At 44.8% G+C, this 23,550-nt stretch carries 22 protein-coding genes; 15 read left to right on the plus strand and 7 right to left on the minus strand.

Annotation, left to right across the window (positions count from 1 at the left end):
* Positions 1 to 4: 4 nt before the first annotated feature.
* Positions 5 to 2,914 carry a hypothetical protein gene (locus tag HB679_RS15565; RefSeq protein WP_214072933.1) on the minus strand — a complete coding sequence of 970 codons (2,910 nt, stop codon included), beginning with the start codon at positions 2,912 to 2,914 and terminating at the stop codon, positions 5 to 7.
* Positions 2,915 to 3,010: 96 nt separating this feature from the next.
* Here HB679_RS15565 and pdeM point away from each other — a divergent pair, with 96 nt between their 5' ends.
* Positions 3,011 to 3,673 (plus strand): ligase-associated DNA damage response endonuclease PdeM, encoded by a 663-nt coding sequence (gene pdeM / locus HB679_RS15570; RefSeq protein ID WP_214072934.1) that lies wholly within the window; start codon positions 3,011 to 3,013, stop codon positions 3,671 to 3,673.
* Here the strand turns inward: pdeM and HB679_RS15575 are convergent.
* Entirely contained in the window at positions 3,670 to 4,809 is a 1,140-nt protein-coding gene (locus HB679_RS15575) for a TlpA disulfide reductase family protein (protein WP_214072935.1), read from the minus strand. The two genes, pdeM and HB679_RS15575, sit on opposite strands and share 4 nt — an antisense overlap.
* 214 nt (positions 4,810 to 5,023) lie before the next feature.
* Here HB679_RS15575 and HB679_RS15580 point away from each other — a divergent pair, with 214 nt between their 5' ends.
* The 6 genes from HB679_RS15580 to HB679_RS15605 all read left to right on the plus strand — a co-directional run bounded on the left by HB679_RS15580 (position 5,024) and on the right by HB679_RS15605 (position 11,133).
* Positions 5,024 to 5,803 carry a succinate dehydrogenase cytochrome b subunit gene (locus tag HB679_RS15580; protein WP_214072936.1) on the plus strand — a complete coding sequence of 260 codons (780 nt, stop codon included), beginning with the start codon at positions 5,024 to 5,026 and terminating at the stop codon, positions 5,801 to 5,803.
* Positions 5,804 to 5,938: 135 nt separating this feature from the next.
* Positions 5,939 to 7,873 (plus strand): fumarate reductase/succinate dehydrogenase flavoprotein subunit, encoded by a 1,935-nt coding sequence (locus HB679_RS15585; RefSeq protein ID WP_214072937.1) that lies wholly within the window; start codon positions 5,939 to 5,941, stop codon positions 7,871 to 7,873.
* Between the two features lie 63 nt (positions 7,874 to 7,936).
* Entirely contained in the window at positions 7,937 to 8,551 is a 615-nt protein-coding gene (locus HB679_RS15590) for a hypothetical protein (protein ID WP_214072938.1), read from the plus strand.
* A gap of 136 nt (positions 8,552 to 8,687) precedes the next feature.
* Positions 8,688 to 9,476 carry a succinate dehydrogenase/fumarate reductase iron-sulfur subunit gene (locus HB679_RS15595; RefSeq protein WP_214072939.1) on the plus strand — a complete coding sequence of 263 codons (789 nt, stop codon included), beginning with the start codon at positions 8,688 to 8,690 and terminating at the stop codon, positions 9,474 to 9,476.
* 119 nt (positions 9,477 to 9,595) lie between these two features.
* Entirely contained in the window at positions 9,596 to 10,729 is a 1,134-nt protein-coding gene (locus HB679_RS15600) for a helix-turn-helix transcriptional regulator (protein ID WP_214072940.1), read from the plus strand.
* A gap of 74 nt (positions 10,730 to 10,803) precedes the next feature.
* Complete coding sequence (locus tag HB679_RS15605; RefSeq protein WP_214072941.1) at positions 10,804 to 11,133, plus strand: DUF3471 domain-containing protein; 330 nt, start codon at positions 10,804 to 10,806, stop codon at positions 11,131 to 11,133.
* Between the two features lie 170 nt (positions 11,134 to 11,303).
* Here the strand turns inward: HB679_RS15605 and HB679_RS15610 are convergent, their stop codons facing one another.
* Positions 11,304 to 11,894, minus strand: a complete 591-nt coding sequence (locus HB679_RS15610) for a class I SAM-dependent methyltransferase (RefSeq protein ID WP_214072942.1) — start codon at positions 11,892 to 11,894, stop codon at positions 11,304 to 11,306.
* 54 nt (positions 11,895 to 11,948) lie between these two features.
* Here HB679_RS15610 and HB679_RS15615 point away from each other — a divergent pair, with 54 nt between their 5' ends.
* The 4 genes from HB679_RS15615 (at position 11,949) to HB679_RS15630 (ending at position 16,983) form a co-directional block, all read left to right on the plus strand.
* Positions 11,949 to 12,734, plus strand: a complete 786-nt coding sequence (locus tag HB679_RS15615; protein ID WP_214072943.1) for a M90 family metallopeptidase — start codon at positions 11,949 to 11,951, stop codon at positions 12,732 to 12,734.
* Between the two features lie 31 nt (positions 12,735 to 12,765).
* Positions 12,766 to 14,124, plus strand: coding sequence for a sulfatase-like hydrolase/transferase (locus HB679_RS15620; protein WP_214072944.1), 1,359 nt, complete (start codon positions 12,766 to 12,768; stop codon positions 14,122 to 14,124).
* Positions 14,125 to 14,429: 305 nt separating this feature from the next.
* A complete protein-coding gene (locus HB679_RS15625) occupies positions 14,430 to 15,800 on the plus strand; it encodes a Gfo/Idh/MocA family oxidoreductase (protein ID WP_214072945.1) in 1,371 nt (456 codons plus the stop codon).
* A 142-nt stretch (positions 15,801 to 15,942) separates the two neighbouring features.
* Entirely contained in the window at positions 15,943 to 16,983 is a 1,041-nt protein-coding gene (locus HB679_RS15630; RefSeq protein WP_214072946.1) for a PmoA family protein, read from the plus strand.
* 1 nt (position 16,984) lies between these two features.
* Here HB679_RS15630 and HB679_RS15635 read toward each other — a convergent pair whose 3' ends face one another.
* Positions 16,985 to 17,647: an NAD-dependent epimerase/dehydratase family protein gene (locus tag HB679_RS15635; protein ID WP_218625324.1), complete on the minus strand. Its 663-nt coding sequence runs from the start codon at positions 17,645 to 17,647 to the stop codon at positions 16,985 to 16,987.
* Positions 17,648 to 17,818: 171 nt separating this feature from the next.
* On the opposite strand from HB679_RS15635, the gene HB679_RS15640 reads away from it, so the two are divergent.
* Positions 17,819 to 18,520 (plus strand): metalloregulator ArsR/SmtB family transcription factor, encoded by a 702-nt coding sequence (locus tag HB679_RS15640; protein WP_214072947.1) that lies wholly within the window; start codon positions 17,819 to 17,821, stop codon positions 18,518 to 18,520.
* A 22-nt stretch (positions 18,521 to 18,542) separates the two neighbouring features.
* Positions 18,543 to 19,907 (plus strand): MFS transporter, encoded by a 1,365-nt coding sequence (locus HB679_RS15645; protein WP_214072948.1) that lies wholly within the window; start codon positions 18,543 to 18,545, stop codon positions 19,905 to 19,907.
* Here HB679_RS15645 and HB679_RS15650 read toward each other — a convergent pair whose 3' ends face one another.
* The 3 genes from HB679_RS15650 to HB679_RS15660 form a co-directional block, all read right to left on the minus strand.
* Positions 19,908 to 20,360, minus strand: a complete 453-nt coding sequence (locus HB679_RS15650) for a DUF1569 domain-containing protein (protein ID WP_214072949.1) — start codon at positions 20,358 to 20,360, stop codon at positions 19,908 to 19,910.
* Between the two features lie 121 nt (positions 20,361 to 20,481).
* Positions 20,482 to 20,676 carry a hypothetical protein gene (locus HB679_RS15655; protein ID WP_214072950.1) on the minus strand — a complete coding sequence of 65 codons (195 nt, stop codon included), beginning with the start codon at positions 20,674 to 20,676 and terminating at the stop codon, positions 20,482 to 20,484.
* Positions 20,677 to 20,805: 129 nt separating this feature from the next.
* Entirely contained in the window at positions 20,806 to 21,006 is a 201-nt protein-coding gene (locus HB679_RS15660; protein WP_214072951.1) for a hypothetical protein, read from the minus strand.
* A gap of 180 nt (positions 21,007 to 21,186) precedes the next feature.
* On the opposite strand from HB679_RS15660, the gene HB679_RS15665 reads away from it, so the two are divergent.
* Positions 21,187 to 22,371 carry a glycosyl hydrolase family 8 gene (locus HB679_RS15665; protein WP_214072952.1) on the plus strand — a complete coding sequence of 395 codons (1,185 nt, stop codon included), beginning with the start codon at positions 21,187 to 21,189 and terminating at the stop codon, positions 22,369 to 22,371.
* A gap of 246 nt (positions 22,372 to 22,617) precedes the next feature.
* Complete coding sequence (locus HB679_RS15670; protein WP_214072953.1) at positions 22,618 to 23,496, plus strand: PfkB family carbohydrate kinase; 879 nt, start codon at positions 22,618 to 22,620, stop codon at positions 23,494 to 23,496.
* The last annotated feature ends 54 nt before the right edge of the window (positions 23,497 to 23,550 follow it).

Consider the following 23,550-nt stretch of genomic DNA (forward strand, 5'->3'; position numbering starts at 1 on the left):
CGTTTTACAGGATACCAATACCGGGCCCTGGTTTTATTTTGGAGGCGCTTAGCCTGGCCTTAAGCGCCTGACTTTGCGCGGCGTTACCATTCTTGTTATAGTAGCTCATTAGCCATGGATACACCGTAAATAAATAGGGGTCGTATTTTAAAGCTTCCTCATAGTCCTGTGCAGCTACCGCCTGGTTGCTTGCTTCATGCAATTTACCTTGACTGTAATTGTACTCGCTTAAGTAAGCATAATCGCCGGTTTTTGGCAGCGCTTGTAATAGCTCGTTGGCTTTAGCGGTATCGCCGGTAGCGGCTATCAGCCGAATGTTGCGCAACGCATTATCATTAGGCGCATTACGACGGCCGCCGCCACCGCCGGCTTGGGGCGATGCCGGCAAATATTTAATTACCGAATCTTTCTTGCCCAGGTCATTATAAAACTCGGCTATTTGTAAATCAAAACTTGAGCGGCCGCTGCCGCTGGCTTTTAAAATACGTTGTGCCTCCTGCAGGGTGGCAATGGCTTTATCATATTGTTTGTTTGCAGCTAATGCATCGGCGTACATGGTGCGGTATTCAAAATTTTGTGGTTTTTGCGCTACAAGGTGCTCCAGGATTGTAGCAGGCTCGGCGTAACCCATTTCTGCGCGTAATGAGGCTATAAAAGCGTTGGCGTCATCGCGCTGATCGCGCAGGTAAGTAGATATGGTTGAGCCATGTTTAGCATAGTCGTCGGCAGCTGCAATAGCCTCAGCAATTTGTCCGTTGCGGCGATAAGTTTCGCGCAGTTGTATATTGATGGTAGCTTGTTCCTGGTAATCATCCTCCAGTTTTGAAGCTTTGATCAGGTATGCCGTGCGTTGGCTGACCAGCGTTGATTGGTCAATCAGTTTGGCATTATATTGCGCTTGTATCAGATCGGCATGAGCCACATAGATAGGCGCATATTTAGGATTGATAGCTTCGGCCTTTTTTAACCACTCTGCCGCTGCGGTAAAGTCTTTTTGGGTTGATTTTAATCTTGAATAAGCCAGATAAGTAGGCAAGTATTTTGGATAATAACTTAAAGAAGTATCCAGCAACGCGGCTGTTTTTTCTGGACTTTGCCCGCGATTATTGGCGAGGTTTAAATATACCTGCGCCCAGTTGTCGGCCATGGCGCTTTTGTCGCCGGCCAGGTAGGCGCGTTGTTTTTTAACCAGTTTATCAATAAACTCATACATGGTTGGGTCCTTGGTTTTCAAATCGCTGCTGGTGTTCATCGATTTAAAATCAAGCGGATGCACTTTCACCGGTTCAAAATAAGCCGGATAGGTTTGCGCAAAATACTCCGATTCATTATTCTGTGAATAATAATCCAGCGTGCGATGCTCGATCATCGCTTTATAATAATGTGCACGTACCTGCCGCGCTTCGTCATCAGTCAATACCGAGTAATGATAAAGGTGGGTATATTCATGTAAGATCACATTGCGTTCTTCGTAAGCGCCGCGCTCTACATATTCAATATCGGCACAGCCGCTGCCTACCCCGCGAATATCCATCCACTGGCGGTTATCAAAGGTGGTCATGTACCTGAAATATGGCGAGTTCATGGTAATTGCCAAATCAATATGCAATGGCGACACCCGGAAAGTTTGATGCTGTTTAGCCAAAAAAGGGAAGTAAACCGTAGCAGCGTACATTTGGTTCCAAACCATTTCTTTGGCCAGGTTACCGGGATAATAAGAAACATCCGGAAACACCGCCTCGAAATTTTTCATATCGGTGATCTTAACGTTTTTCAATACATTGGTTACTGAATCGTAGATCGACAAATACGGTATCCGTTTTGATTTAATAACGGCTGATAGGCCATTGTGTGCCGGCCCGTAATGCTTTTTGCGGACCAGGATCTGCCTGAAAATATTCTCTGCCGAATCTAATCTTAACTTTCGGTCCATATCAAAAGCCGAATAATAAAACGATGCGCGATACATTTGCGGCAGCACCGAAGTCGGGTGGTTTTGCTGTACGCCACGGGTAAACTCAATAGCCTCATTAATTTTATTTTGGCTGAAAAGCTCATCGGCTTTTTTTAGCGCATCTCTTACTTCGTCGTCATCTTTTTGAGCATAGTCGGCGTAGGTTAAATTGGTATGCCCGTTGCCCCAATGCCAGTTGGTAGCAAAATGCAGCGGGTTTACCGCAAGGGCAATCTCCCATTGAGCGGCCATAGCATTTAACTGTGTAGCGTCAACGCGGCGCCAAATGGCGTAACCGTAGCTAAAACGTGCATCGGCATTAAACGGATTAAGTGTTAATGATTTTTTTAGCGGTGCTTCGGCTTTTTCGGGATGTTGGTTCCAGAAATAAACATCGGCTTCTAACCGGTATGCGCCGGGATTTTTCGGGTTTTGTTTTTCCAGTTTTTGGGCGATGATTAAAGTTTCGGGGTAGCGCTTTTGCAGTAACATAGCATGGCCCATCGTCAGTTTCGCGTCTTCAGAATTGGGAGATCTTTTCAAGATGGCATTACAGGTTTCAATAGCTTGCGGTAACAGCCAGGCTTGTATTTGTAATTCGGCTTTTTTTTGTAGCGCGAACAGGTTGTTAGGCTCGGTTTTCAATACCTCATCAACCAAATCTTCGGCTGCAAAATAGTCGTCATGCAGAATCAGGTACTCGGCTTTTGTTATTTTATATTGCGGGGTTTGTGGTGCCGAGTTAATCAGTTCAAACGCCGTATCCCAAACGCCCAGCTTCAGCATTAAATTTACTTTTTCAAATAGCTTTGGATCGGTAAGCTGAGTTTTGGATAGGTTATTTTGTAAAATTTTTAACTGGCTCAAAGCCAGTTTTGCATTATCAGGATCAATAGTAGTTTGCGCACGGGAGATTAAGGCACAAAATGCCAGCAGCAAAAAGGTAGCGATTTTTTTCATATCAGTTAAAAAGCAGAAAGATACGAAATATTTAAGCTGCCGCGGGCCATCAACCTGGTAACAATAAAGTAACGATTTTGTAGTTTTGTACCCGTTATGATGAGTGTGGCCACCCCTTTTACCTTATTAAATCAAAATCTGTTATTGTTACCGCAAAAGGCTATTTTCTGGAAAGAAGAGCAGGCTTTAATGGCTGCAGACGTGCACTTGGGTAAGGTGGGGCATTTCCGCAAGGCCGGTATTGCTGTCCCCCGGGATATGGAGCAGGATGACCTGGCGGTATTATCAGATCTGATCCATGAACATCGCCCCCAAAAAATAATTTTTCTGGGAGATTTGTTTCACAGTGACATGAATGCCGATTGGGATTGGTTCAAGCTTTGGCGGCAGCAGTTTCCTAAATTACAGGTGATCTTGATCCGTGGTAACCATGATATTGTGCATGACGATCATTACCTGGAGCTAAACGTCGAGCTGCATCATGAGCTAACTGTTGGCCCGTTCTTGATGTTACATCATCCGCAAACAGAAGAAAAATTGAAGGAATTAAACGGCTATGTATTTTGCGGACATATTCACCCCGGCGTTAGTCTGCGCGGCAAAGGGCGTCAAAGCATGACACTGCCTTGTTTTGCTTTTGGTAAAGCACAGGCTATATTGCCTTCCTTCGGCAGGTTTACGGGGCGAGTAGCCATCCGCAGTTTAGAAACCGACCGGATTTTTGCTGTATTGAAAGATAAGGTGATGCCTATCGCCTAGTGCTTTCTAAAATAATCATCAACCGCGGTAGGTACATCGGCAAACTCAGCTACGCGAGCTACAATTTTCTCTTGTCCGTCAATTAAATAATAAGCAGGGATACTTTTTATACCCCAGGTTTCTCCGTTTGGCGAGTCGTCGCCTTTTAAGTCTGACAGCTGCGGCCAGTTCATTTGATCTTTAGCTATGGCCGCTTGCCATTTGTCTTTGTCGGTATCGAAAGAAACACTCACTACACCAAAACCTTTGTCTGACAGTTGCAGTAACTGCGTAATGATCTGCTGATGATTATCGCGGCTTGAGCCGTTGCTTGATCGCCAAAAATCTAACAGGATAAGCTTTTTATTCAGGGCTTTTAAATTTACAGTTTTACCATCGGGTGTGTTGCCTGCAATTTCCGGCGCCGGGCTGCCTGGTGCAAGCTTACTTAATGCACTTAGCTTGTTTTCCAATTCTTTACCGTCGTCGCTATTTTTAGCGGCCGAACTAAACTCCTGGAAAAGGTTATAATAAGCTACCGGATCATTCTGATAATCCAGCGATTTCATGATGTGCGCCGCCACAGCATTATCCGGGTATTTAGATTGGAATGCTTTGAATACCTCAAAACCGTCAACCTGGTTGTTTTTTAATTCTTCAGACTGCAGCTTACCCATCGTTTCCAGCTGATCGCCGGTTTTAATGTCGGTGCTGTCTATGCTTTTCATTTGCTTGTTTAATGCCAATACCTTTTGGCGCGCCTGGTGGCGCATAGTGTCATTAATGGCATTGTATTCGGTAAGTTGGGTTTGTAATTGTGATGGCGAAGTGATATTAGGATAATCGTTAACCTTTTTTGGATCTATCGTAATATTGTAGGTGCCTTCCTCCAGATAAACCTCAACCTCGCGCGTGGTGCCCTTAGTTTCTTTAAAAGAGTATTGCATTTTATAATATCCCGGAACCTGGATATAGTCTTTAATATCAAACTTGCCGCTGGTAATGTCTGCCCTGGTCATGGTGTTACCGGCAAGGTCCTTTATCACTAAATTGCCATACAATACACCCGGGGCGGTGCCGCTAATTGTAATATCGCCCTGAGAATGTTTGCATGACGCAAAAAGCGCAACGAGTAAGATAAAACAGATATTTTTCATAGCGGAATCGGTTTTCAATAGTCGTGGGTATTAGTTCATGCTAAATTAGCACAATTACCAATAGTAGCCAAAACTGCTTTAAATTTTACAGGAATATGGATAACGATTTTAGATTGTTTCTAAATAGCTAATTAGCCATCAATTAATAGAAAGCATTTATATCTTTTGGCTTTTAATAAATACTTTTGCCTAAAATTTCATTTACTTTAAAATAATGAGCGAATTTAAACAAACCTTTAACTCATCGCTGGGCAAAAAGCTGCTTATGGCTTTAACAGGCTTGTTTTTGTGTACATTTATTATTGTACACGTAGCAGGTAACCTGTTTCTTTTTAAAGACGACCAGGGTTATGGTTTTAATGTGTACGCTAATTTTCTTACACATTTTCCGCCAATTGAAGTGGTAGCATATCTGCTTTACTTCTGTATTTTGTTGCATGCGCTTTATGGGTTGATCTTGACGGTACAAAACCGCAAAGCCAGGCCGGTTGCTTACGCATCGCAATCAAAATCGCCGGCTTCGTGGTCATCAAAAAATATGGGCTTGCTGGGTGCTATCCTGTTTTTCTTTATCGTAGTGCACATGGGCGATTTTTGGTATAAATACAAGTTTACCCACAGCGTAGGTTTTAAAGAGTATAACACCAACGTTGTAACCGGCGCGCGCAGTGTTGTAGACTTTATACCGCTCGACCCAAATTTCGAGCATTCTGCTACCACAGACAGGTATACAGAAATTATTCGTGTAAAAGATTTGCACGCAGTAGTGTCAAACAGTTTCCATAATATATGGTACGTACTGTTGTACGTAGTGGCCATGTTCACGTTGTCTTTCCACTTACTGCATGGTTTTCAAAGTGCTTTCCAGACCCTGGGCTGGACGCATAGAAAATATAGCCCGGTGGTTAAGTTTATAGGTACCTGGTTCTTCGCGGTGATCATCCCCGTAGGGTTTGCCCTGATGCCGGTAGTGTATTTTTTTTGTAATAAGTAGTTTAGATAGAATCAAGATACAAGAGCTTGTATTGCAGTTAAAAACGATTAATAGTTAATAAGCAAGTCAGAGAAAACTAACAGAGTCAAAAATCTTGATTCTTGGTTCTTGTCTCTTGACTCTAAAATAAAACACATGAGTTTAGATGCTAAAATTCCGCAGGGCCCATTAGCCGAAAAATGGAGCAAGCATAAATTTAACTTAAAGCTGGTTAACCCCGCCAACAAACGTAAGTATGACGTTATTGTGGTAGGTACCGGTTTAGCAGGAGCGTCGGCAGCGGCCTCATTGGCCGAGTTAGGTTATAATGTAAAAGCTTTCTGTTTTCAGGATAGCCCGCGTCGTGCACACTCAATTGCTGCGCAGGGTGGTATTAACGCTGCCAAAAATTACCAGAATGATGGCGACAGCGTTTACCGCTTGTTTTACGATACCATTAAAGGCGGCGACTACCGTGCCCGCGAAGGAAACGTTTACCGTTTGGCTGAGGTTTCTGTAAATATTATTGACCAGTGCGTGGCACAGGGTGTACCGTTTGCCCGTGAATACGGCGGCTTGCTGGACAACCGTTCATTCGGTGGTTCTCAGGTGTCGCGTACGTTTTATGCGAGGGGCCAAACGGGACAACAATTGTTATTGGGTGCATACTCTGCACTGAATCGCCAGATCCACAAAGGCAAAGTAAAAATGTACACCCGTACAGAGTTGCTGGATGTGGTAAAGGTTGATGGCCATGCAAAAGGTATTATTACCCGTAACCTGGTTAACGGCGAAATTGAAACACACAGTGGCCACGCGGTATTGTTATGTACCGGCGGTTACGGTAACGTGTTTTACCTTTCAACCAATGCCATCGGCTCGAACGTTACAGCAGCATGGCGCGCACACAAACGCGGCGCTATGTTTGCTAACCCATGCTATACCCAAATTCACCCAACTTGTATCCCGGTAAGCGGCGATCATCAGTCTAAGCTAACGCTGATGTCTGAGTCATTACGTAACGACGGACGTGTTTGGGCGCCAAAAACTAAAGAAACAGCAGAGAAACTGCGCACTAAACAAGTTAGTGCCGCACAAGTAGCCGAAGAAGATCGCGACTACTTCCTGGAGCGTAAATACCCATCATTCGGTAACCTGGTTCCACGCGATGTGGCTTCACGTAACGCTAAAGAAATGGTTGATGATGGTCGTGGTGTTGGCGGATCGGGCGTAGCCGTATTTCTTGATTTTGCTGATGCGATAAAACGCCTGGGCCAGGAAATGGTAGCTGCTAAATACGGCAACCTATTTGATATGTATTACCAGATCACTAACGAGGACCCATATACCCAGCCAATGCGTATTTACCCGGCGGTACACTATACCATGGGCGGTCTTTGGGTTGATTATAACCTGAGCACCAACATCCCGGGCTTATATGCTTTAGGCGAATGTAACTTCTCTGATCACGGGGCTAACCGCTTAGGTGCATCTGCATTGATGCAGGGTTTAGCCGATGGCTATTTTGTGATCCCGTACACTTTGGGCGATTACCTGGCTACTATTGGCCCGAAAGCGGTTGACACCAACCACCCGGCTTTCGCTCAGACTAAAAAAGATGTTACTGATAGAATTGAAAAGCTGCTGGCGCTAAAAGGCACTAAGACAGTAAACGAATATCACCGCGACCTGGGCCACATTATGTGGGAATACTGCGGCATGGCACGTACCGAAGAGGGCCTGACCAAAGCCAAAGGTTTGATCAGCGCTTTACGTGCCGATTTCTGGAAAAATGCTTTGGTAGTTGGCCAGAATGACGAAGTTAACAACTCGCTGGAAAGAGCCGGCCGCGTTGCCGACTTCCTGGAGCTGGGCGAACTGATGGTTGATGATGCCTTGATGCGTAAAGAATCATGCGGCGGTCACTTCCGTTTAGAATCGCAAACAGAAGAAGGTGAAGCCTTGCGTAACGATGATGTGTTCTCATTCGTTGGTGCCTGGGAATATAAAGGCGATAACCAACCCGAAGAGTTACATAAAGAAGCGCTGGACTTTGAATTTGTTCATCCATCGCAACGTAGTTATAAGTAAAAAGATAGATTCAAGAGTCGAGAACCAAGAGTCAAGACTTTTTGATTTCATAATTGATAAAAGATGCTTAACGACGCTGTATTGGTTTCCTTACTGCAAAGAGCTTACTCGGGCGAAAAAGCCGCTGCTTTTGCATACCAGGGTCATGCAGGCGCAGTAAGTAATCAGGCTGAAAAGCAGGCGATCAAACAGATCGAGGTAGATGAATGGAACCATCGCGACGAGGTTTTGAAAATGATGCATCAATACAACGTGCCGGTTTCAAAATGGATGGAGTTCAAATGTCACCTGATCGGCAAGACCATCAGCGCAAGCTGCTACGTAATAGGCTGGTTCATGCCATTCTATTTTGCCGGCGATTTGGAAAGTGGTAACGTTTGCGAATACATCCGCATGAAGCGTTTGTTTAACGCGCTGGATATTACCGCGCACGATGCCATTTTGTATGAGATGAGCCTAAAAGAAAAGGAGCACGAGGTATACTTTTACGAACAGATAAAGGATAACAAGTTGCTGCCATTCTTTGAAAGGTTTTTTGGTTGGGGAGCAGTTAAAAGGAAAAATGACATCGACCTGGAGACAGGTTTTTATATAGAAGATACCAATGGTTACTGTCCAAATTATGGCGAGAAGAAAAATGCTATCGCCTCAAAGCCGGTAACTGCAAAACAAATTTAGTAAGATAACAGAATCAAGAGTCAAGAACCAAGATTTAAGACTTTTTGATTTCATAATTGATAAATAAAAGATAGGATTTTTAGCCTGGCGTCATCTTGACTCTCGGCTCTTGATTCTTGACTCTAATCAAAAAGAGATGAGTGGAAACATGAACCTGACGCTTAAAGTATGGCGTCAAAAGGACGCTAAAAGCAGCGGTAAAATGGTTACTTACAAGGCCGAGAACATCTCGCCTGATATGTCATTCCTGGAAATGCTGGATGTGGTGAACGAAAGTTTAACCCACAAAGGCGACGAACCGATACATTTTGACCACGATTGCCGCGAAGGTATTTGCGGTATGTGCTCGTTATACATTAACGGCCGTCCGCATGGGCCTAAACGCGCCATTACCACCTGCCAGCTGCATATGCGTAGCTTCCATGATGGCGAGACCATTACCATTGAGCCTTGGCGCGCGGCAGCGTTCCCGGTGATCAAGGATTTGGCGGTTGATCGTTCGGCTTTTGATCGTATTCAGCAATCCGGCGGTTACGTATCGGTAAATACTGGTGGTGTACCCGACGCTAATATCATCCCCATCCCTAAAGTTATTGCCGACGAGGCTTTCAACTCGGCTACATGTATAGGTTGCGGCGCTTGCGTGGCTGCCTGTAAAAATGCTTCGGCTATGCTGTTTGTATCGGCCAAAGTGTCGCAATTAGGTATGTTGCCACAAGGTCAGCCTGAGCGTTACAGCCGTGTACAAGCCATGGTAGCGCAGATGGACGAAGAAGGTTTTGGTAACTGTACGAACACCGGCGCCTGCGAAGCTGAATGCCCTAAAGAAATCACGCTGACCAACATCAGCCGCATGAATAACGACTATTTCAGCGCCAAGCTGTTCCGCGAACATAGCGCAGAACATGATGGTGGCGGTGAGTAAGAATCTGCCATAAGACGCAAAATATTGCGTCTCTACGTAAAAGGCCCGGAGATACATCCGGGCCTTTTTTATTTGCTGCAACGCAGTTGCAAATACTGTTTTTTCTTTAAATTTAGCAGATGACTTTATCGCTCAATTTGATTGACTTTGTGTTGTCTGCACTGGCTTTGCAGGGATTTGTTATTACTGGGCTGCTTTTCTATTCGTCAAAAACCATAGTAAGCAACCGGTGGTTGGGTGCGCTGGTTTTTATTGTATCTTATTGGGTTTTAAATGTCGAGCTAGCCCGGATGGGCATTTTGGCGCGATATCCGCTATCACTAGTATTGCTCCCGCAGTTTACTTTCGCAGCTGGCCCTATAGTTTATTTTTACGCAAAAAGCCTGATTATTGGTCCGCAAAAAATTAAAGGTAAAAACTGGCTGCATTTTTTACCATTGGTAGCCGAGTTTAAACCACAGCTGATATTTCTGATTTACACCAGCGGGTTGCTTTATATCCCGCTTTTACAAAACCTTTATTTTAAACCATTAACCCAGCATATCCTTTTTAATAGCAACCCCGGTAAGTTGATTTTAGTTTCAATAACAGCTTATGCTACTGCTACTTATGTCATTATTATCAAGCATCAAAAAAGCGTGGTTTTGCCGGCCAATAAATTAAAGGACTTAAAATGGTTAAAAACCATTTTGAACGCAGTCTTTGTGATTGTTGTGCTATTATTTTATGGTTGGGATAGGCCGTCAATTGGTCAATATGTTACGTTGCTTCCGCTTGTCGTAGCGATTTATGTTTTGGGGATGGCAGCGTGGCGCAGGCAGGCACACATGAGTATAGACGAGAAACAAGAGTACACGCAGAAACCGGCAAAAGTGCATTTTGCGCAGGAGGAAGCGGATGTTTATACCCGGCGCTTGAAAGAATTGATGGTTACACAACAGCTATACCTTAATCCGGTTTTAAAGGTAGAGGATGTTGCCGCTGAAATGCTAATTTCTGAAAAAGCGCTGTCCAACCTGATTAACCAGTATCTTGGTAAAAACTTTAACGATTACGTGAACGAATATCGAATTGCCGAAGCAAAGCAACAACTTGTCGACCCTAAAAACCGCAACTTCACGATAGCGGCCATTGCGTTTGATTGTGGATTTAACTCGCTAACTACCTTTCAACGGGTATTCAAACAAATAGCCGGAACTACGCCAAGCAGGTACCAGCATGACAATTTCTCATCGCAGCTAGCCATTAAATAACAACCAAATCGCGATTTGGGAAGACGAGCAGGCTGTTTAACGCTTGCTTTGTTTCAAATCAAATTATTAAACATATGAAACACTTATTGTTGTTATGCCTCATGGTGGCGGCGCCATTTGTGAGAGCCAGTAAAATTACCCTGCAAAAGCCGATGGACGTTTACAGCGGAAAATACGTCATGACTGTTAATGGTAATACGGGTTACATCCAGATTACACCCAAAGACGACCACCTGGTACTTCTTGAAACATGGACGGGCGACAAGTACAACCTGAAACATTTGTCGGGCGATAACTTTATTATGGAAATAAGAGGTTGGGCCGTACAATTTAACCGTGACAAAAAAGGAGCAGTGGTATCTGTAGAGGTAATGCGCAAAGATTTATGGACGAAGGTTAAATGATTTAGAGGTAAGATAAAGACGCAATATACTGCGTCTCTACAAGAAAGGCCCGAAGACGATTCGGGCCTTTTTTATTTACAATTGTCATTGCGAGCGCAGCGTGGCAATCGCGAATATTGCATCCTCGCGATTGCTTCGTCGTTCCTCCTCTCAATGACAATTTTATACCTTTACCTATACACAAACATCGTAAAATCCTCCACATCATAATCATCCTTCAAAACCACATGATCGCTCAGTGTCTTGCAATAAGCCACGATATCATCCGGATCATAAGCGGCCAGCATCCCCGCATAAGGCATCAATTTTAACAGGTTAAATCCCAGCCCGCATCGCGATAGCTGAAAAAGGTGGCTGATGGCTTTATAGATATAATCGGGATCAGCATTGGCATAGTTGAGCGAGCCGCTTGCTAATACATAATCAGCTTCTGGCAAAACGGTCGACATAAAACTTACCGGCCAAAAGATGGCTTTGGGCGATATAATCTTGGTGCGCGCCTCTTCAATCATTTCTGGAATGAAATCAACGCCGGTATAGCTTTTAACATCAGGATATTTATCGAGTAAAAAACCAAACATATCGCCGGTACCACAACCTGCGTCCAGTACGGTGCATCCGTTCAAATCTGCAATATCCATCATGGCATCAAAACGGACCAGCTGGCTTTTACGGTCGCGCCAGCCAAGGGCCAGGCTGTCATCTGCACCATGCAGAACCAGCATATCGCGATGGTATTTAAAGATTGACGACGAGTCCATGACCAAATTTAGCCCTATCTGTAACTATATCGCTAAAAAACTGTTTATTTATTCATGTATTTCGCCATCGTTATCCCCATCATCGCCTTACTGGCCTGGATCATCTTCCGCAAAAAAAGTAATCAACCAAATTTAGCAGCAGCCAATTTGCAGCCGCTGGAGCTATCGCTCAAAAAACTATTAGATAGTCATATCGATTATTATCACCGTTTATCATCTAAAGAAAAGAAACGTTTTGAGTCGCACATTGCCGGCTTTTTAGCGTATGTGCGTATTGAAGGTGTGGGTACAGAGATAACGGATGTAGATACAGTGATGATCGCCTCGGCTGCCATCATTCCCATTTTTGGTTTGGGCGATTGGGAGTACAGTAATTTAACCAGCGTGATATTGTATCCCGACACTTTCGATAAAGAATACCAGTTTGAAGGGAATGACCGCGCCATACAAGGCATGGTAGGCTCGGGCTATATGAACGGGCAGATGATCTTGTCGCGACCTTCTTTAGAAAAAGGATTTTCGCCAATGGCCGGCAAAGAAAATACGGGGATCCATGAGTTTGTACATTTGGTTGATAAATCAGATGGTGCGACTGATGGTATCCCTGAAAACCTGATGCCAAATGATTTTGCCACGCCCTGGTTGAAATTAATGCACCAGGAAATGCATCGCATCAAAGAAGGCCACTCGGATATTAACCCATATGCGCTCACTAACGAGGCCGAATTTCTGGCCGTAGCTTCCGAGTATTTTTTTGAAAAGCCCGACCAGTTTAAACAAAAGCACCCGGAGCTGTATCAGCAGCTAAGTTCCATTTTTAGACAAAAGCCGGCTCAATAATTACTATGTTAGTTCTGCAATTATAACCGCCATGAAAAAGATCATTTTTACCGCCCTATTGCTGGCCGCGGCAGGCATCGGGCTAACGGCTTACACTAAAAAGCAGCAGCCCAAACGCCCCAACGTTATTATAATTTATACGGATGATCAGGGTTATGCCGATATTAATCTGTACGGCTCAAAAGATCTCTACACGCCCAACATGGATGCGCTGGCAAAAAGCGGCGTACGGTTTATGAATTTTTATGCGGCCGCGCCAATCTGTTCGCCATCCAGAGCGTCGTTATTAACAGGCAGATATCCGCAACGCGCGGGCTTAGCGGCAATGGCATCATCCAAAGAAGGCGACGCCGGTATGCCCGGCTCGCAATATACAATGGGCGAATTGTTTAAAGATGCCGGTTACAAAACGGCGCATATTGGCAAATGGCACTTGGGCTACACCAAAGAAACCGAACCCAATGCGCAGGGCTTTGATTATTCGTTCGGCTTTATGGGTGGCTGCATTGACAATTACTCTCATTTTTTTTATTGGGATGGTCCTAACCGTCATGACCTTTGGAAAAACGGCGGGGAGATCTACGAAGCGGGCCACTATTTTGCCGACATGATGGTTGACGAGGCCGGCAAGTTCATGACCGAAAATAAAAACAGCCCCTTCTTTATGTACTGGGCCATTAATAACCCACACTACCCCTTACAAGGCAAAAAGAAATGGCTGGACTATTATAAAAATCTGCCATCGCCACGCGATAAATATGCTGCCAGTATTTCTACCATGGACGAAGAGATTGGCGCATTGTTAAAGAAGGTTGACGATTTGGGCTTGCGCGATAATACCATTATTGTTTTTCAGTCAGACCAGGGCTTTTCTATGGAAGAGCGCACCTTTGGCGGCGGTGGTTCGGCGGGTATTTACCGTGGCTCTAAGTTTAGTTTGTTTGAGGGGGGCGTGCGTGTGCCGGCGTTTATCAGTTGGCCAAAGCATATCCCGGTAAATGGCGTGCGCAATCAGGTGGCTACCAATATCGATTGGTTCCCTACCCTGGCCGAATACTGCGGCCTTAAATTACCTGCACACAAATTGGATGGGTTGAGCCTGGTGCCTATCATTAAATCAGAACAAGTTAAAACCGTTCACCCGGTATTTAACTGGCAAAGTTCAGGAGGAAAGGACAATCCGCAATGGTCCGTCTTAGATGGCGACTGGAAACTAATGCACAGCCCCTTCGAAGCCAAGAAGGCCGAACTTAACGCACAAAACTATTTCCTGGTATACCTAAAAGACGACCCATCAGAACAACATAATCTTGCTGACCAGCATCCCGACGTTGTGCAGCGCCTGGAAGCAATCCACGAAAGCTGGCTGGAAGAGGTGTTTACGCAGTAGGGGATGCGCAATCCGTCAGCGTAGGACTCACCCCGACATCGCTGCGCTTGTCGACCCTCTTCGCCTTCGGCGGAAAGAGGGTAAGAGTCTGTTAATAATAGAAATTTAACCACCCTCTTTCCAGCTTGCGGAAGAGAGGGTGGTCCAGCGAAGTGTAGACCGGGTGAGTCCCCGACACCTCGGCGCAAACGTGTGCACATTTTTACAATTGCTAAGTGCCTGTTTTAAGATATTTTAATAGATATTTGAATTAAGCCGGATGTCCTTATCCGCCTTTGAACCAATTTTTATCTTTAAATATCCTTATGGAAAAGTCTCGTCGTACCTTTATCAGGCAGGCATCAGTTGCCAGTGCCGGGTTAATGTTTGCCAAAACCGGCTTAAGCGCTAAGAGCTATAAACGCGTTATGGGTGCCAATGATCGCGTCCGCGTGGGTGTTGTCGGGTTTTCTGACCGGCACCGCAGTTCGCATATCCCCAGTTTTATGAATCATTACAAGGAACTAAACTTTGAGGTGGTTGCTGTTTCTGATATCTGGAACCGCCGCCGTAACGAGGGTGCCGCCATCTGGAAAGAAAAGATGCAGAACGACGTTAAAGCTTACCGTAATAATGAAGAATTATATGGCAGCAAAACTGTCGACGCCGTATTTATTAGCACGGCCGATTTCCAACACGCCCGTCACGCGATAGAAGCGGTACACGCCGGCTGCGACGCGTATGTGGAGAAACCATTTGCTGAAACGATGGAAGATGCCCGTGCGGCACTTAAAGCGGTTAAAGAGACAGGTAAGATCGTGCAGATAGGTTCGCAACGCCGCAGTGGTGCTAACTATCATGCCGCTGATGATTTTATAAAATCGGGCAAGTTTGGTGATATCACTAATGTGGAGTTAGTTTGGAATGTAAACCAACCCGGCCGCTGGCGCAGGCCAGAGTTACTAAACGTGTTAAAAGAGCAGGATACTGATTGGAAGCGTTTTATCATGAACCGCCCTTATGAACCGTTCGATCCCAAAAAATATTTAGAGTTTCGGTTGTTCTGGCCATACTCGTCGGGTTTGGTAGGGCAATGGATGAGCCACCAGATTGATACTGTACACTGGTTCAGCGGCTTGAAACATCCGCGTAGCGTGGTGGCCAATGGCGGTATTTATATGTGGAAAGACGGTCGGCGCAATTGGGATACGCTAATGGCTGCGTTTGATTATGGTCCGCTGGACGACCCTTCAAAAGGTTTCCAGGTTACGTTTGGTTCGCGCATGGACAACGGCAATGACGACCCGTCGGAGATCTATTATTCAAACGGCGGTGAATTAAACCTCATTACCAATAAGATTTCGCCACAAGGTGGCTTGCATGAAAAAGAAGCTGCGGCCATGGGCATGAAGCCTTTTTTATTGCCCGAACTTAGCCTGGCTAATACGGAAAAGGTGGTAACCTCTGCTAATACCGGCGGCGACGTACTCACCTCAAATCACGTACGTAACTGGATGGAATGCGTACGCAGCCGCAAGCAGCCAAATGCCCCGGTTGAAGCGGGTTATAGCCACTCTATAGCCAATATCATGACCAACGCCGCTGTGCATACCGGTTATAAAGCTACGTTTGATGAAGCAACGCAGGAGGTAATGGCTAATGGTAAGGTGTTTAAATGGGGAGAGTTGAAAGCGTGAGTTAAAAATAAAATTCCCCTCTTGGTAGGGGGCGCGATGGAAAGTGCGGCTGCAGGGGTGTGTTAAACGCGCGAAAGGACACACCCCTCCACCCCTCTCAAGAGGGGAATCGCACGCTCCCTTCGCCCCAAATTATATAATTATGAAAAATAAGAAACTCCTGGTCTTCGGCGTACTGATAACTGCATCGACGGTAACCATCGCCCAAAAACAACAAACGGTAACCATCACACCGTCTGCCAATGCTAAACGAGTAGACATACAAATCGGTGGGCAGCCATTCACCAGTTTCCTATACCCGGATACATTGGAAAAGCCGGTGCTGTATCCTATTCGTGATGCTGCAGGTACGGTGGTTACCCGCAGTTTTCCCTTAGATAAACGCGAAGGCGACCCAACGGATCACCCACATCACATTGGCCTTTGGTTTAATTATGAAAATCTGAATGGCTTAGACTTCTGGAACAATAGCTACGCTATCCCGGCATCTAAAAAAAGTCAATATGGCTGGATCAGGACAGAAAAGGTAACCGAAGTTAAAAGCGGAACAACAGGCGTTTTAGCTTATCGCGCCAATTGGACTAACCAGGCCAAACAAGTTATCCTGGAAGAAAGTACTCGTTTTGAATTCAGCGGGATAGCGGGTCAGCGCATTATCGATCGTACTACAACCCTAACGGCTAAGCAAGACGCTAAATTTACTGATGCCAAAGACGGCATGCTGGGCCTGCGCCTGGCGCACGAGCTGCAAATGCCTGCTAAAGAAGATCAGAAGTTTACTGATGATAAAGGCAACGTGACTTTAGTTAAAGGCGGCACAGATAAAATAGCCAATGGTAATTACCTCACCAGCGCCGGCAAAACCGGCGACGATGCATGGAGTACCCGCGGTGTTTGGTGTAAAGTTTTTGGCAAGATGGGTACAGATTCGGTGAGCATAGCCATTATAGATCATCCCCAAAACCCCAATTATCCTACCTTTTGGCATGCACGCGGGTATGGTTTGTTTGCTGCTAATCCGCTTGGTGAGAAGATCTTTACCAACGGCAAATCAGAAAAAAACCTGACTTTGAAAAAGGGAGAGTCGGTTACGTTTAAGTACCGCATAGTTATCACCAATGGCAAGGAGACTATTTCTGGCAGGGCTTTGAACAAAGAGGCAGCAGTTTTTGCTTCCAAATAGACTAAAGCGCGGCTGCAGTTCTGATATCAGCTACTTCCAAAATGGGTTTGTTATAGCCTTTGGTAACGCAATTGATCATGGCCTGGCCAACCTGGTGCAGCGTTAAAACTATTTTGGGCGCAAACAAATTCACCACCGGTATCACCCATAGAAACCAGCGATAAGTACCTTTTAAACTTTGCTGCCCGTCTACCGGTTTCATAACGCCCGGCCTGAATGCGTAGGCTTTTTTATACGGCAGGCGGAACAATGCATTCTCTGTACGCCCCTTCACCCGCGCCCACATGGTCGAGCCTTTTTCAGTACTGTCTGTACTGGCTCCGGATACATAGGTAAATACCAGATTAGGGTTCGCTGCCGCTACAGTCTCCGCAAAGTGAAGGGTAGTATCATAGGTAAGGTGGGTATACTCCGGTTCTTTCTTGCCTACAGAGGTTACGCCAGCGCAAAAAAAGCAGGCATCGTAGCCGACTAATTGGTCGGAGACTGCGCTAAGATTCATAAAATCAGGCACTAGCAGTTCGGCTAGTTTGGGGTGCTGCATTTCGTAATGCTTGCGGTTAACAATAAGCACCTTTTCTACCTCAGCGCTGTTTAAGCAATGAAGCATTACGCCCTCGCCCACCATGCCGGTGGCCCCTGTTATGATAACTTTTATTCCCATGACTGTTAATTACTATTATTTACTTTTTAAAGTAGACGAATAACAATATAAAACATTTTAAATCACTTTGTTTTGCTGTAAGATAATTTAATCGACACACCGTCTTGTCATCTCATCGACATATCAGTAATTAATGATATGTCGCTTTTTATTGTTGCCTACCTTTGGGTTATGGAAGCATTAAATGTTTACACAGTTACGTCGGCCATTGCAGATCCGGTAAGACTATCTACGATGATGTACCTCATGCGCGGTTCATCTTCGGTAAGCGAGATGATCACCCATCTGGATGTGTCGCAAAGTAATTTGTCTAATCACCTCGCCGTTCTTAAAAACGCCGGACTGGTCAAAGCTACATCTGCCGGCAGGCAAAAAATTTATGAACTGGCCAACCCCGAAGTGGCGCAGCTGATCGAAGTATTGCTTCACCTGCAACCCGTATCACCCAAAAAAGAAAAAGAGATCAAGCCTTTTCAGAAGGCACGTACTTGTTATGATCATATGGCGGGCAAACTTGGTGTGGGTGTTTTCAATGCTTTGGTTAACCATCAGGCTATTAATTTTTTAAATAATACAGACCCAGCCAGCCAGCCGCTTATAGCCAAAGTTATTGTGCTTGGTCCAAACGCTATCCCTGTTTTTGATAGGTTAGGTGTGAAGCTGCCGCTGCAAGCATCCACCCGTAAATTTGCTTTTGGCTGTACTGATTTGACCGAGCGCACACCTCACCTGGCCGGTGCTTTAGGCGCTGCGCTTTGCGAGGCTTTTTTTAAGCAACGGTGGATAACCCGAAATACCGGCACCCGTGGCGTATTTGTAACAACCCATGGTAAACAAGCCTTGAAAGATTTGATGGGGCTTGATATCGAATAACAACATTAATACCCTTCTACCTGTGAAAAAAATTAAAACCGGCTTTTGGTTCGTGGTATTTACTACCAGCCTGGCCTTTGTGGTATCTCAACTGGATGTTTCTATCGTTAACGTTGCGGTACCACAGATTGGCAAAGCATTTTCTGCAGACATAAGTACCCTGCAGTGGATTGTTGATGCCTACACCATTGCTTTTGCTGTACTTATGCTGTCGGCAGGCGGTATGAGCGATCTATTAGGGTCAAAGCGTCTGTTTCAATTAGGCATCCTGATTTTTGGGTTAGCCTCTGTGGGCTGCGGCCTGGCCTGGAGCCCCGCAGCATTGATCGGTTTCAGAGCTTTGCAAGGTTTTGGATCGGCAACCATGATACCTAGTTCTCTTTCTATTTTAAATAATACTTTTGCTCACGAACCTAAAATGCGCGCCCGCGCTGTAGCTTACTGGACAGCTGCCGGAGCCATATCTATAGCCGCCGGACCGGTGCTGGGCGGCTTGCTGTTAAATCTGAGTAGCTGGCGCCTGATATTTTTGGTGAATATCCCCATTTGTTTACTGGCTATAATTTTAAGTGCATATTTAAAAGACAGTCAAAAAAGTGCAGCCCGCGGTTTCGATATTCCGGGCCAGTTTGTGTGGATGTTGTCGTTGACTATATTTATAGCGGCTGTTATTGAATGGCATCACCTCGGCCCGCATTCGCCCTATATTTATGGTGGCATATTATTTAGTTTGGTGATGCTGGGCCTGTTCATTTGGCGCGAAAAAGTTGCCGCAGCGCCCATCCTTCCGCTCGATCTGTTTCAATCGAAAAATTTTAACGTTTTTATTGGTTTGGGGATGGCTTTTAATGGCACCTATTACGGGATGGTGTTTGTGCTGAGCCTTTACCTGCAGCAGGTACTGCACTACTCGGCTTTTGCGGCGGGGATGGCTTTTCTTCCATTAACCGGGGGATTCCTCATAGCTAACTTGACCAGCAGTTTTTTGATGGAACGATATGGTATCCGTGTACCTATTATAACAGGTCTGATTGTTTTTGCGATAGGATTAACCTGCTTACTACTAGCCAAAAATGATACGCCTTACTGGCAATTGTTATTTCCATTTTTCGGCTTGCCTTTGGGGATGGGGGTAGCGGTGCCTGCAATGACTACAGGGACATTGGCAACGGTTACAGCGAATCGCTCAGGTATCGCCTCGGCGGTATTAAATACTACGCGGCAGGCTGCCGGTGCGGTGGGCGTTGCTGTTTTTGGTACGATGGCGGGCGGCGGTTCAGACCATATTGTAACAGCTATCACAGAGATAGCCATTATTGCAGCTGCGTTTATGATCTTTTATGCCCTGGTGGTATTCAAGTTCCTGAAAGAACCGGTTAACAAATAGCTATACCCCAAACTGCGTTAAGTGATGATCAAGGTGTTTGTAAAACATTACGTTCCATTCGGCAGCTGTTAGTTTACCAAAAGAGTGTGATCTTTTATTATGAAAGTATTCTTCGCCTAATTGTTGGGTTTGGTTAAGGTGACTTAAAAGGCGCGTTTTTTCTATATCGAAATTCTTGTCCTCTTTAATTAAAAAGGCAGGCGCGGTGGGGCTGTTGCGTTTATAGGGCTTTGGACCTACTACTGCACTCTTAACAAATAGCTTTATAATAACCCTCGCGAAAGCATTTGGCCGTGGATGCTTATCTGTAAAAACCATTTCGTAGCTTACGTTAACATGTGCCAGCATTTGCCCTACTGCCATTTTACCCCAAAGCGGCTGTGTATCCGGCGTTAATTTATTTACACGATAGATCAATTCGATAACGTCGGCAGGGTTAAATACACTTTTCATAACGTGGGGTTGGGTTATAAAGATGGCAAATTTTAACTTTCAATCAAAAATTTAACTCACAAAAAAGGCCCGGAACCAATCGTTCCGAACCTTCATTATATAGAATTAAATTAGGGAGTTGCTATAACTTATCGTCGGCCGATTCGCGCGTTATCACAAACGCTGTAAAAGCAAACAGGCAGGCCAGCATTAAAACGCCCTCGTAAATATTTCTTTTAATGCTATCGTCATGGCCCATTGTTAAAATCATTGCGCCGGTAATCACTATCAGACAAATTGTAATAATTGTAGTTATTGTTGAATATTTTGCTTCCATCTTCTTATCATTTAACTGTTATAAGTTATGCAATGGTGGTGCCAAAGTTTTTATAGCCGATTTTTTGGGGAAAGGGGATAAAACCGGGGTAAGCAATGTACAAAAGAGGAAACAATTGTAACGGCCGTGTTACAATTGCTGTTTGGCTGCCTTGTCGCTTAAGATTCGGACTGATACAGATATTGTAAACAGCAGAAAGCATCCCAATAAAACAAAGCCGGCAAGCATATTGCGTGAGTGCTCATCGTCCATAAAATTCATAGTAATTAATGTGCCTGCCACCATTAAAAATATGGTCCACGCAGGGTCGAAACTGATTTTTCTTTTCATGCTTTTCGATTGATATCTGTAGATCAGGCAAATACAACGCCATTGATTCGCCAGGTTCAAATTACAATGATCAGTCAGTTAACACGTTGATTTATGCCCTTATATGTGGGAATTTATACCCCACCCTATTTAAAATTGTAATTTTGAAGCGTGAGGCTAATTATCTGTTTACTATTGTTGATGTTTTTAGGAACCGTTGTATATGCGCAACAACCGGCACACCCTTTCCCCCAACATGCGCATTGTTATAAGGGCGTTATTGTTCCGAGTCATATCAGTCAGGCTGCGCTCGATAAAACAACGGCAAACTTTTACGATCAATGGAAGCCTCGCTACCTAAAAAACGTGCCGGGCAAACCTCAAAGCTTCGTTTGGTTTGAAGGCAAAGGCGGTAAACAATGCGTATCTGAAGGGCAGGGCTACGGCATGGTAATTACCGTGCTAATGGCCGGGCATGACCCTAATGCAAAATTTACTTACGATAATTTATTTCGATACGTACGCACTCATCGCAGCCAGCGCAGTAAATACCTGATGGCCTGGGCGCAAAAAAACAATGGACAGGATCTGGATAAAACCACTGCTACCGATGGCGATCTGGATATAGCCTATTCTTTGCTTTTAGCCGCCAAACAATGGGGCAACAAGAGTGACATTAACTATCAGCAAGAAGCTCGTGCCATGATCAATGAAATTATGCGCTGCGAGATCAATCCAAAAACCTGGACCATTTTATTAGGTGAAGGCCTGGACGATGAGAGCGGCGACTGGTTTGCTACCCGTACGTCTGACTTTATGCCGGCGCATTTTAAAGCGTTTCAAAAAGCCACCGGCGATAATCGCTGGGAGAAAGTGATTGATGCTGAATATAAATTGTTCAAATTTATGCAAGACACCTACAGCCCGGATGCGGGTTTGCTGCCTGATTTTATCATCCACCTCAATAAAACACCCAAACCTGCCGGGGCGCATTTTTTAGAGAGCGTTTATGATGGGCAATATAACTACAATGCCTGTCGCGATCCCTGGCGCATAGGTACAGACTACATTTTAAATGGCGATCGTCGGTCAAAAGCCATTGTCGTCAAAATAAATACCTGGGTGCGCGAGACGACCAGTAACGATACTTACAATTTGTCTGCCGGATATACTTTGGAAGGAAATGATATTCAGCACCGTTACTTTGAAGCATTGAGTTTTGTTGCACCCTTCGGCGTTTCGGCTATGGTGGATGCTAAGAATCAAGCCTGGCTCAATAAAGTATGGATCTATTTAACCGGCTTTAAGATCAAGGATTACGATTATTACGATAATAGTATCAAACTATTGAATATGATAATTATGTCTGGTAATTATTGGGAATAGTCGGTAATTAATTGTCATTTCGAGCATAGCGAGAAATCTATACATTGACAAGCATTGACACTTAACTGGTGTATAGATCTCTCGCTATGCTCGAGATGACAATAGGGTAAAAAAAGATCTACTCTTCCCCATCAATAAAAGACAGCCCTGTATCTATGACAGCATGGGTACCATAGGCGTTTGTTATACAGCGCAGCTTTTACAAAATGAATTTTAGCGATAGTACAAAATCATTATCTTGCCACCATGTTTGATATTTGTTGTGTAGGCCATATTACTTCTGATAAAATTGTTAATACCCGCGGCACCATGCATATGCCCGGAGGTACGGCGCTATATTTCTCGTGCGCTGTAAACAGGCTTGATGTTAGCTATGTTTTGGTGACGGCACTGGCAGAAGCCGAGATGGAATATGTAGACTATCTGTGCGATAAGGACATAGAAGTAAGGGTTCAGTTTAGCAAACATACCGTGGTTTTTGAAAACATTTACGGTGAAAACCAGGACGAGCGTACCCAAAACGTTTTGCAGATAGCCGATGCTTTTACTATGGAGCAACTGGCGGATTTGGACGCGAAGATTTACCACCTTGGCCCTTTACTGGCCGGCGATTTCAGCACAGATTTTATAAAGACTTTATCTGCTAAAGGACGCATTGCACTAGACGTGCAGGGGTTTTTGCGCAAAGTTGTCGACCAAAAGGTTTATCTGACAGATTGGGCTGATAAAAAAGAGGCGCTGCAGTACATTGATATTTTAAAAGCCGACGTTGCCGAACTGGCTGCTTTATCGGGTCTTGATACTGTGGAGGAAGGTGTAAAATTTCTGACTGATCTGGGTGTTAAAGAAGTGGTAATCACCAATGGTAGTTTAGGCTCATTAATTTATAGCGATGATGAATTTTATCGTATCCCCGCCTATCACCCCGAATTGGTAGTAGATGCTACCGGTTGTGGCGACACCTACATGGCGGGTTATTTGTTTAAACGCATTAAGCAAGGTGCAGGTATCCAGACTTCGGGCGAATTTGCCGCAGCTATGGCCGGCTTAAAAACGATGTCGCCGGGTCCATTTGTAGGTACCGAGAACGAAGTGCTCAATTTCATGAAGGCCCGCGCTATTTAACCTGTCGATAAAAATATTTCCCTTTCACTGCCACGCGGGCTGTGCTTACCAACA

The organism is Mucilaginibacter sp. dw_454 (assembly GCF_018449775.1).
Taxonomy (GTDB): domain Bacteria; phylum Bacteroidota; class Bacteroidia; order Sphingobacteriales; family Sphingobacteriaceae; genus Mucilaginibacter.

Coding starts and splice junctions, on each gene's coding strand:
- HB679_RS15565 (WP_214072933.1), bottom strand. CDS start 2,914: ATGAAAAAAATCGCTACCTTTTTGCTGCTGGCATTTTGTGCCTTAATC.
- HB679_RS15640 (WP_214072947.1), top strand. CDS start 17,819: ATGGAAGCATTAAATGTTTACACAGTTACGTCGGCCATTGCAGATCCG.
- HB679_RS15615 (WP_214072943.1), top strand. CDS start 11,949: ATGTATTTCGCCATCGTTATCCCCATCATCGCCTTACTGGCCTGGATC.
- HB679_RS15585 (WP_214072937.1), top strand. CDS start 5,939: ATGAGTTTAGATGCTAAAATTCCGCAGGGCCCATTAGCCGAAAAATGG.
- HB679_RS15590 (WP_214072938.1), top strand. CDS start 7,937: ATGCTTAACGACGCTGTATTGGTTTCCTTACTGCAAAGAGCTTACTCG.
- HB679_RS15610 (WP_214072942.1), bottom strand. CDS start 11,894: ATGGACTCGTCGTCAATCTTTAAATACCATCGCGATATGCTGGTTCTG.
- HB679_RS15575 (WP_214072935.1), bottom strand. CDS start 4,809: ATGAAAAATATCTGTTTTATCTTACTCGTTGCGCTTTTTGCGTCATGC.
- HB679_RS15625 (WP_214072945.1), top strand. CDS start 14,430: ATGGAAAAGTCTCGTCGTACCTTTATCAGGCAGGCATCAGTTGCCAGT.
- HB679_RS15620 (WP_214072944.1), top strand. CDS start 12,766: ATGAAAAAGATCATTTTTACCGCCCTATTGCTGGCCGCGGCAGGCATC.
- HB679_RS15650 (WP_214072949.1), bottom strand. CDS start 20,360: ATGAAAAGTGTATTTAACCCTGCCGACGTTATCGAATTGATCTATCGT.
- HB679_RS15660 (WP_214072951.1), bottom strand. CDS start 21,006: ATGAAAAGAAAAATCAGTTTCGACCCTGCGTGGACCATATTTTTAATG.
- HB679_RS15635 (WP_218625324.1), bottom strand. CDS start 17,647: ATGGGAATAAAAGTTATCATAACAGGGGCCACCGGCATGGTGGGCGAG.
- HB679_RS15665 (WP_214072952.1), top strand. CDS start 21,187: ATGTTTTTAGGAACCGTTGTATATGCGCAACAACCGGCACACCCTTTC.
- HB679_RS15655 (WP_214072950.1), bottom strand. CDS start 20,676: ATGGAAGCAAAATATTCAACAATAACTACAATTATTACAATTTGTCTG.
- HB679_RS15670 (WP_214072953.1), top strand. CDS start 22,618: ATGTTTGATATTTGTTGTGTAGGCCATATTACTTCTGATAAAATTGTT.
- HB679_RS15595 (WP_214072939.1), top strand. CDS start 8,688: ATGAGTGGAAACATGAACCTGACGCTTAAAGTATGGCGTCAAAAGGAC.
- HB679_RS15580 (WP_214072936.1), top strand. CDS start 5,024: ATGAGCGAATTTAAACAAACCTTTAACTCATCGCTGGGCAAAAAGCTG.
- HB679_RS15605 (WP_214072941.1), top strand. CDS start 10,804: ATGAAACACTTATTGTTGTTATGCCTCATGGTGGCGGCGCCATTTGTG.
- HB679_RS15600 (WP_214072940.1), top strand. CDS start 9,596: ATGACTTTATCGCTCAATTTGATTGACTTTGTGTTGTCTGCACTGGCT.
- pdeM (WP_214072934.1), top strand. CDS start 3,011: ATGATGAGTGTGGCCACCCCTTTTACCTTATTAAATCAAAATCTGTTA.
- HB679_RS15630 (WP_214072946.1), top strand. CDS start 15,943: ATGAAAAATAAGAAACTCCTGGTCTTCGGCGTACTGATAACTGCATCG.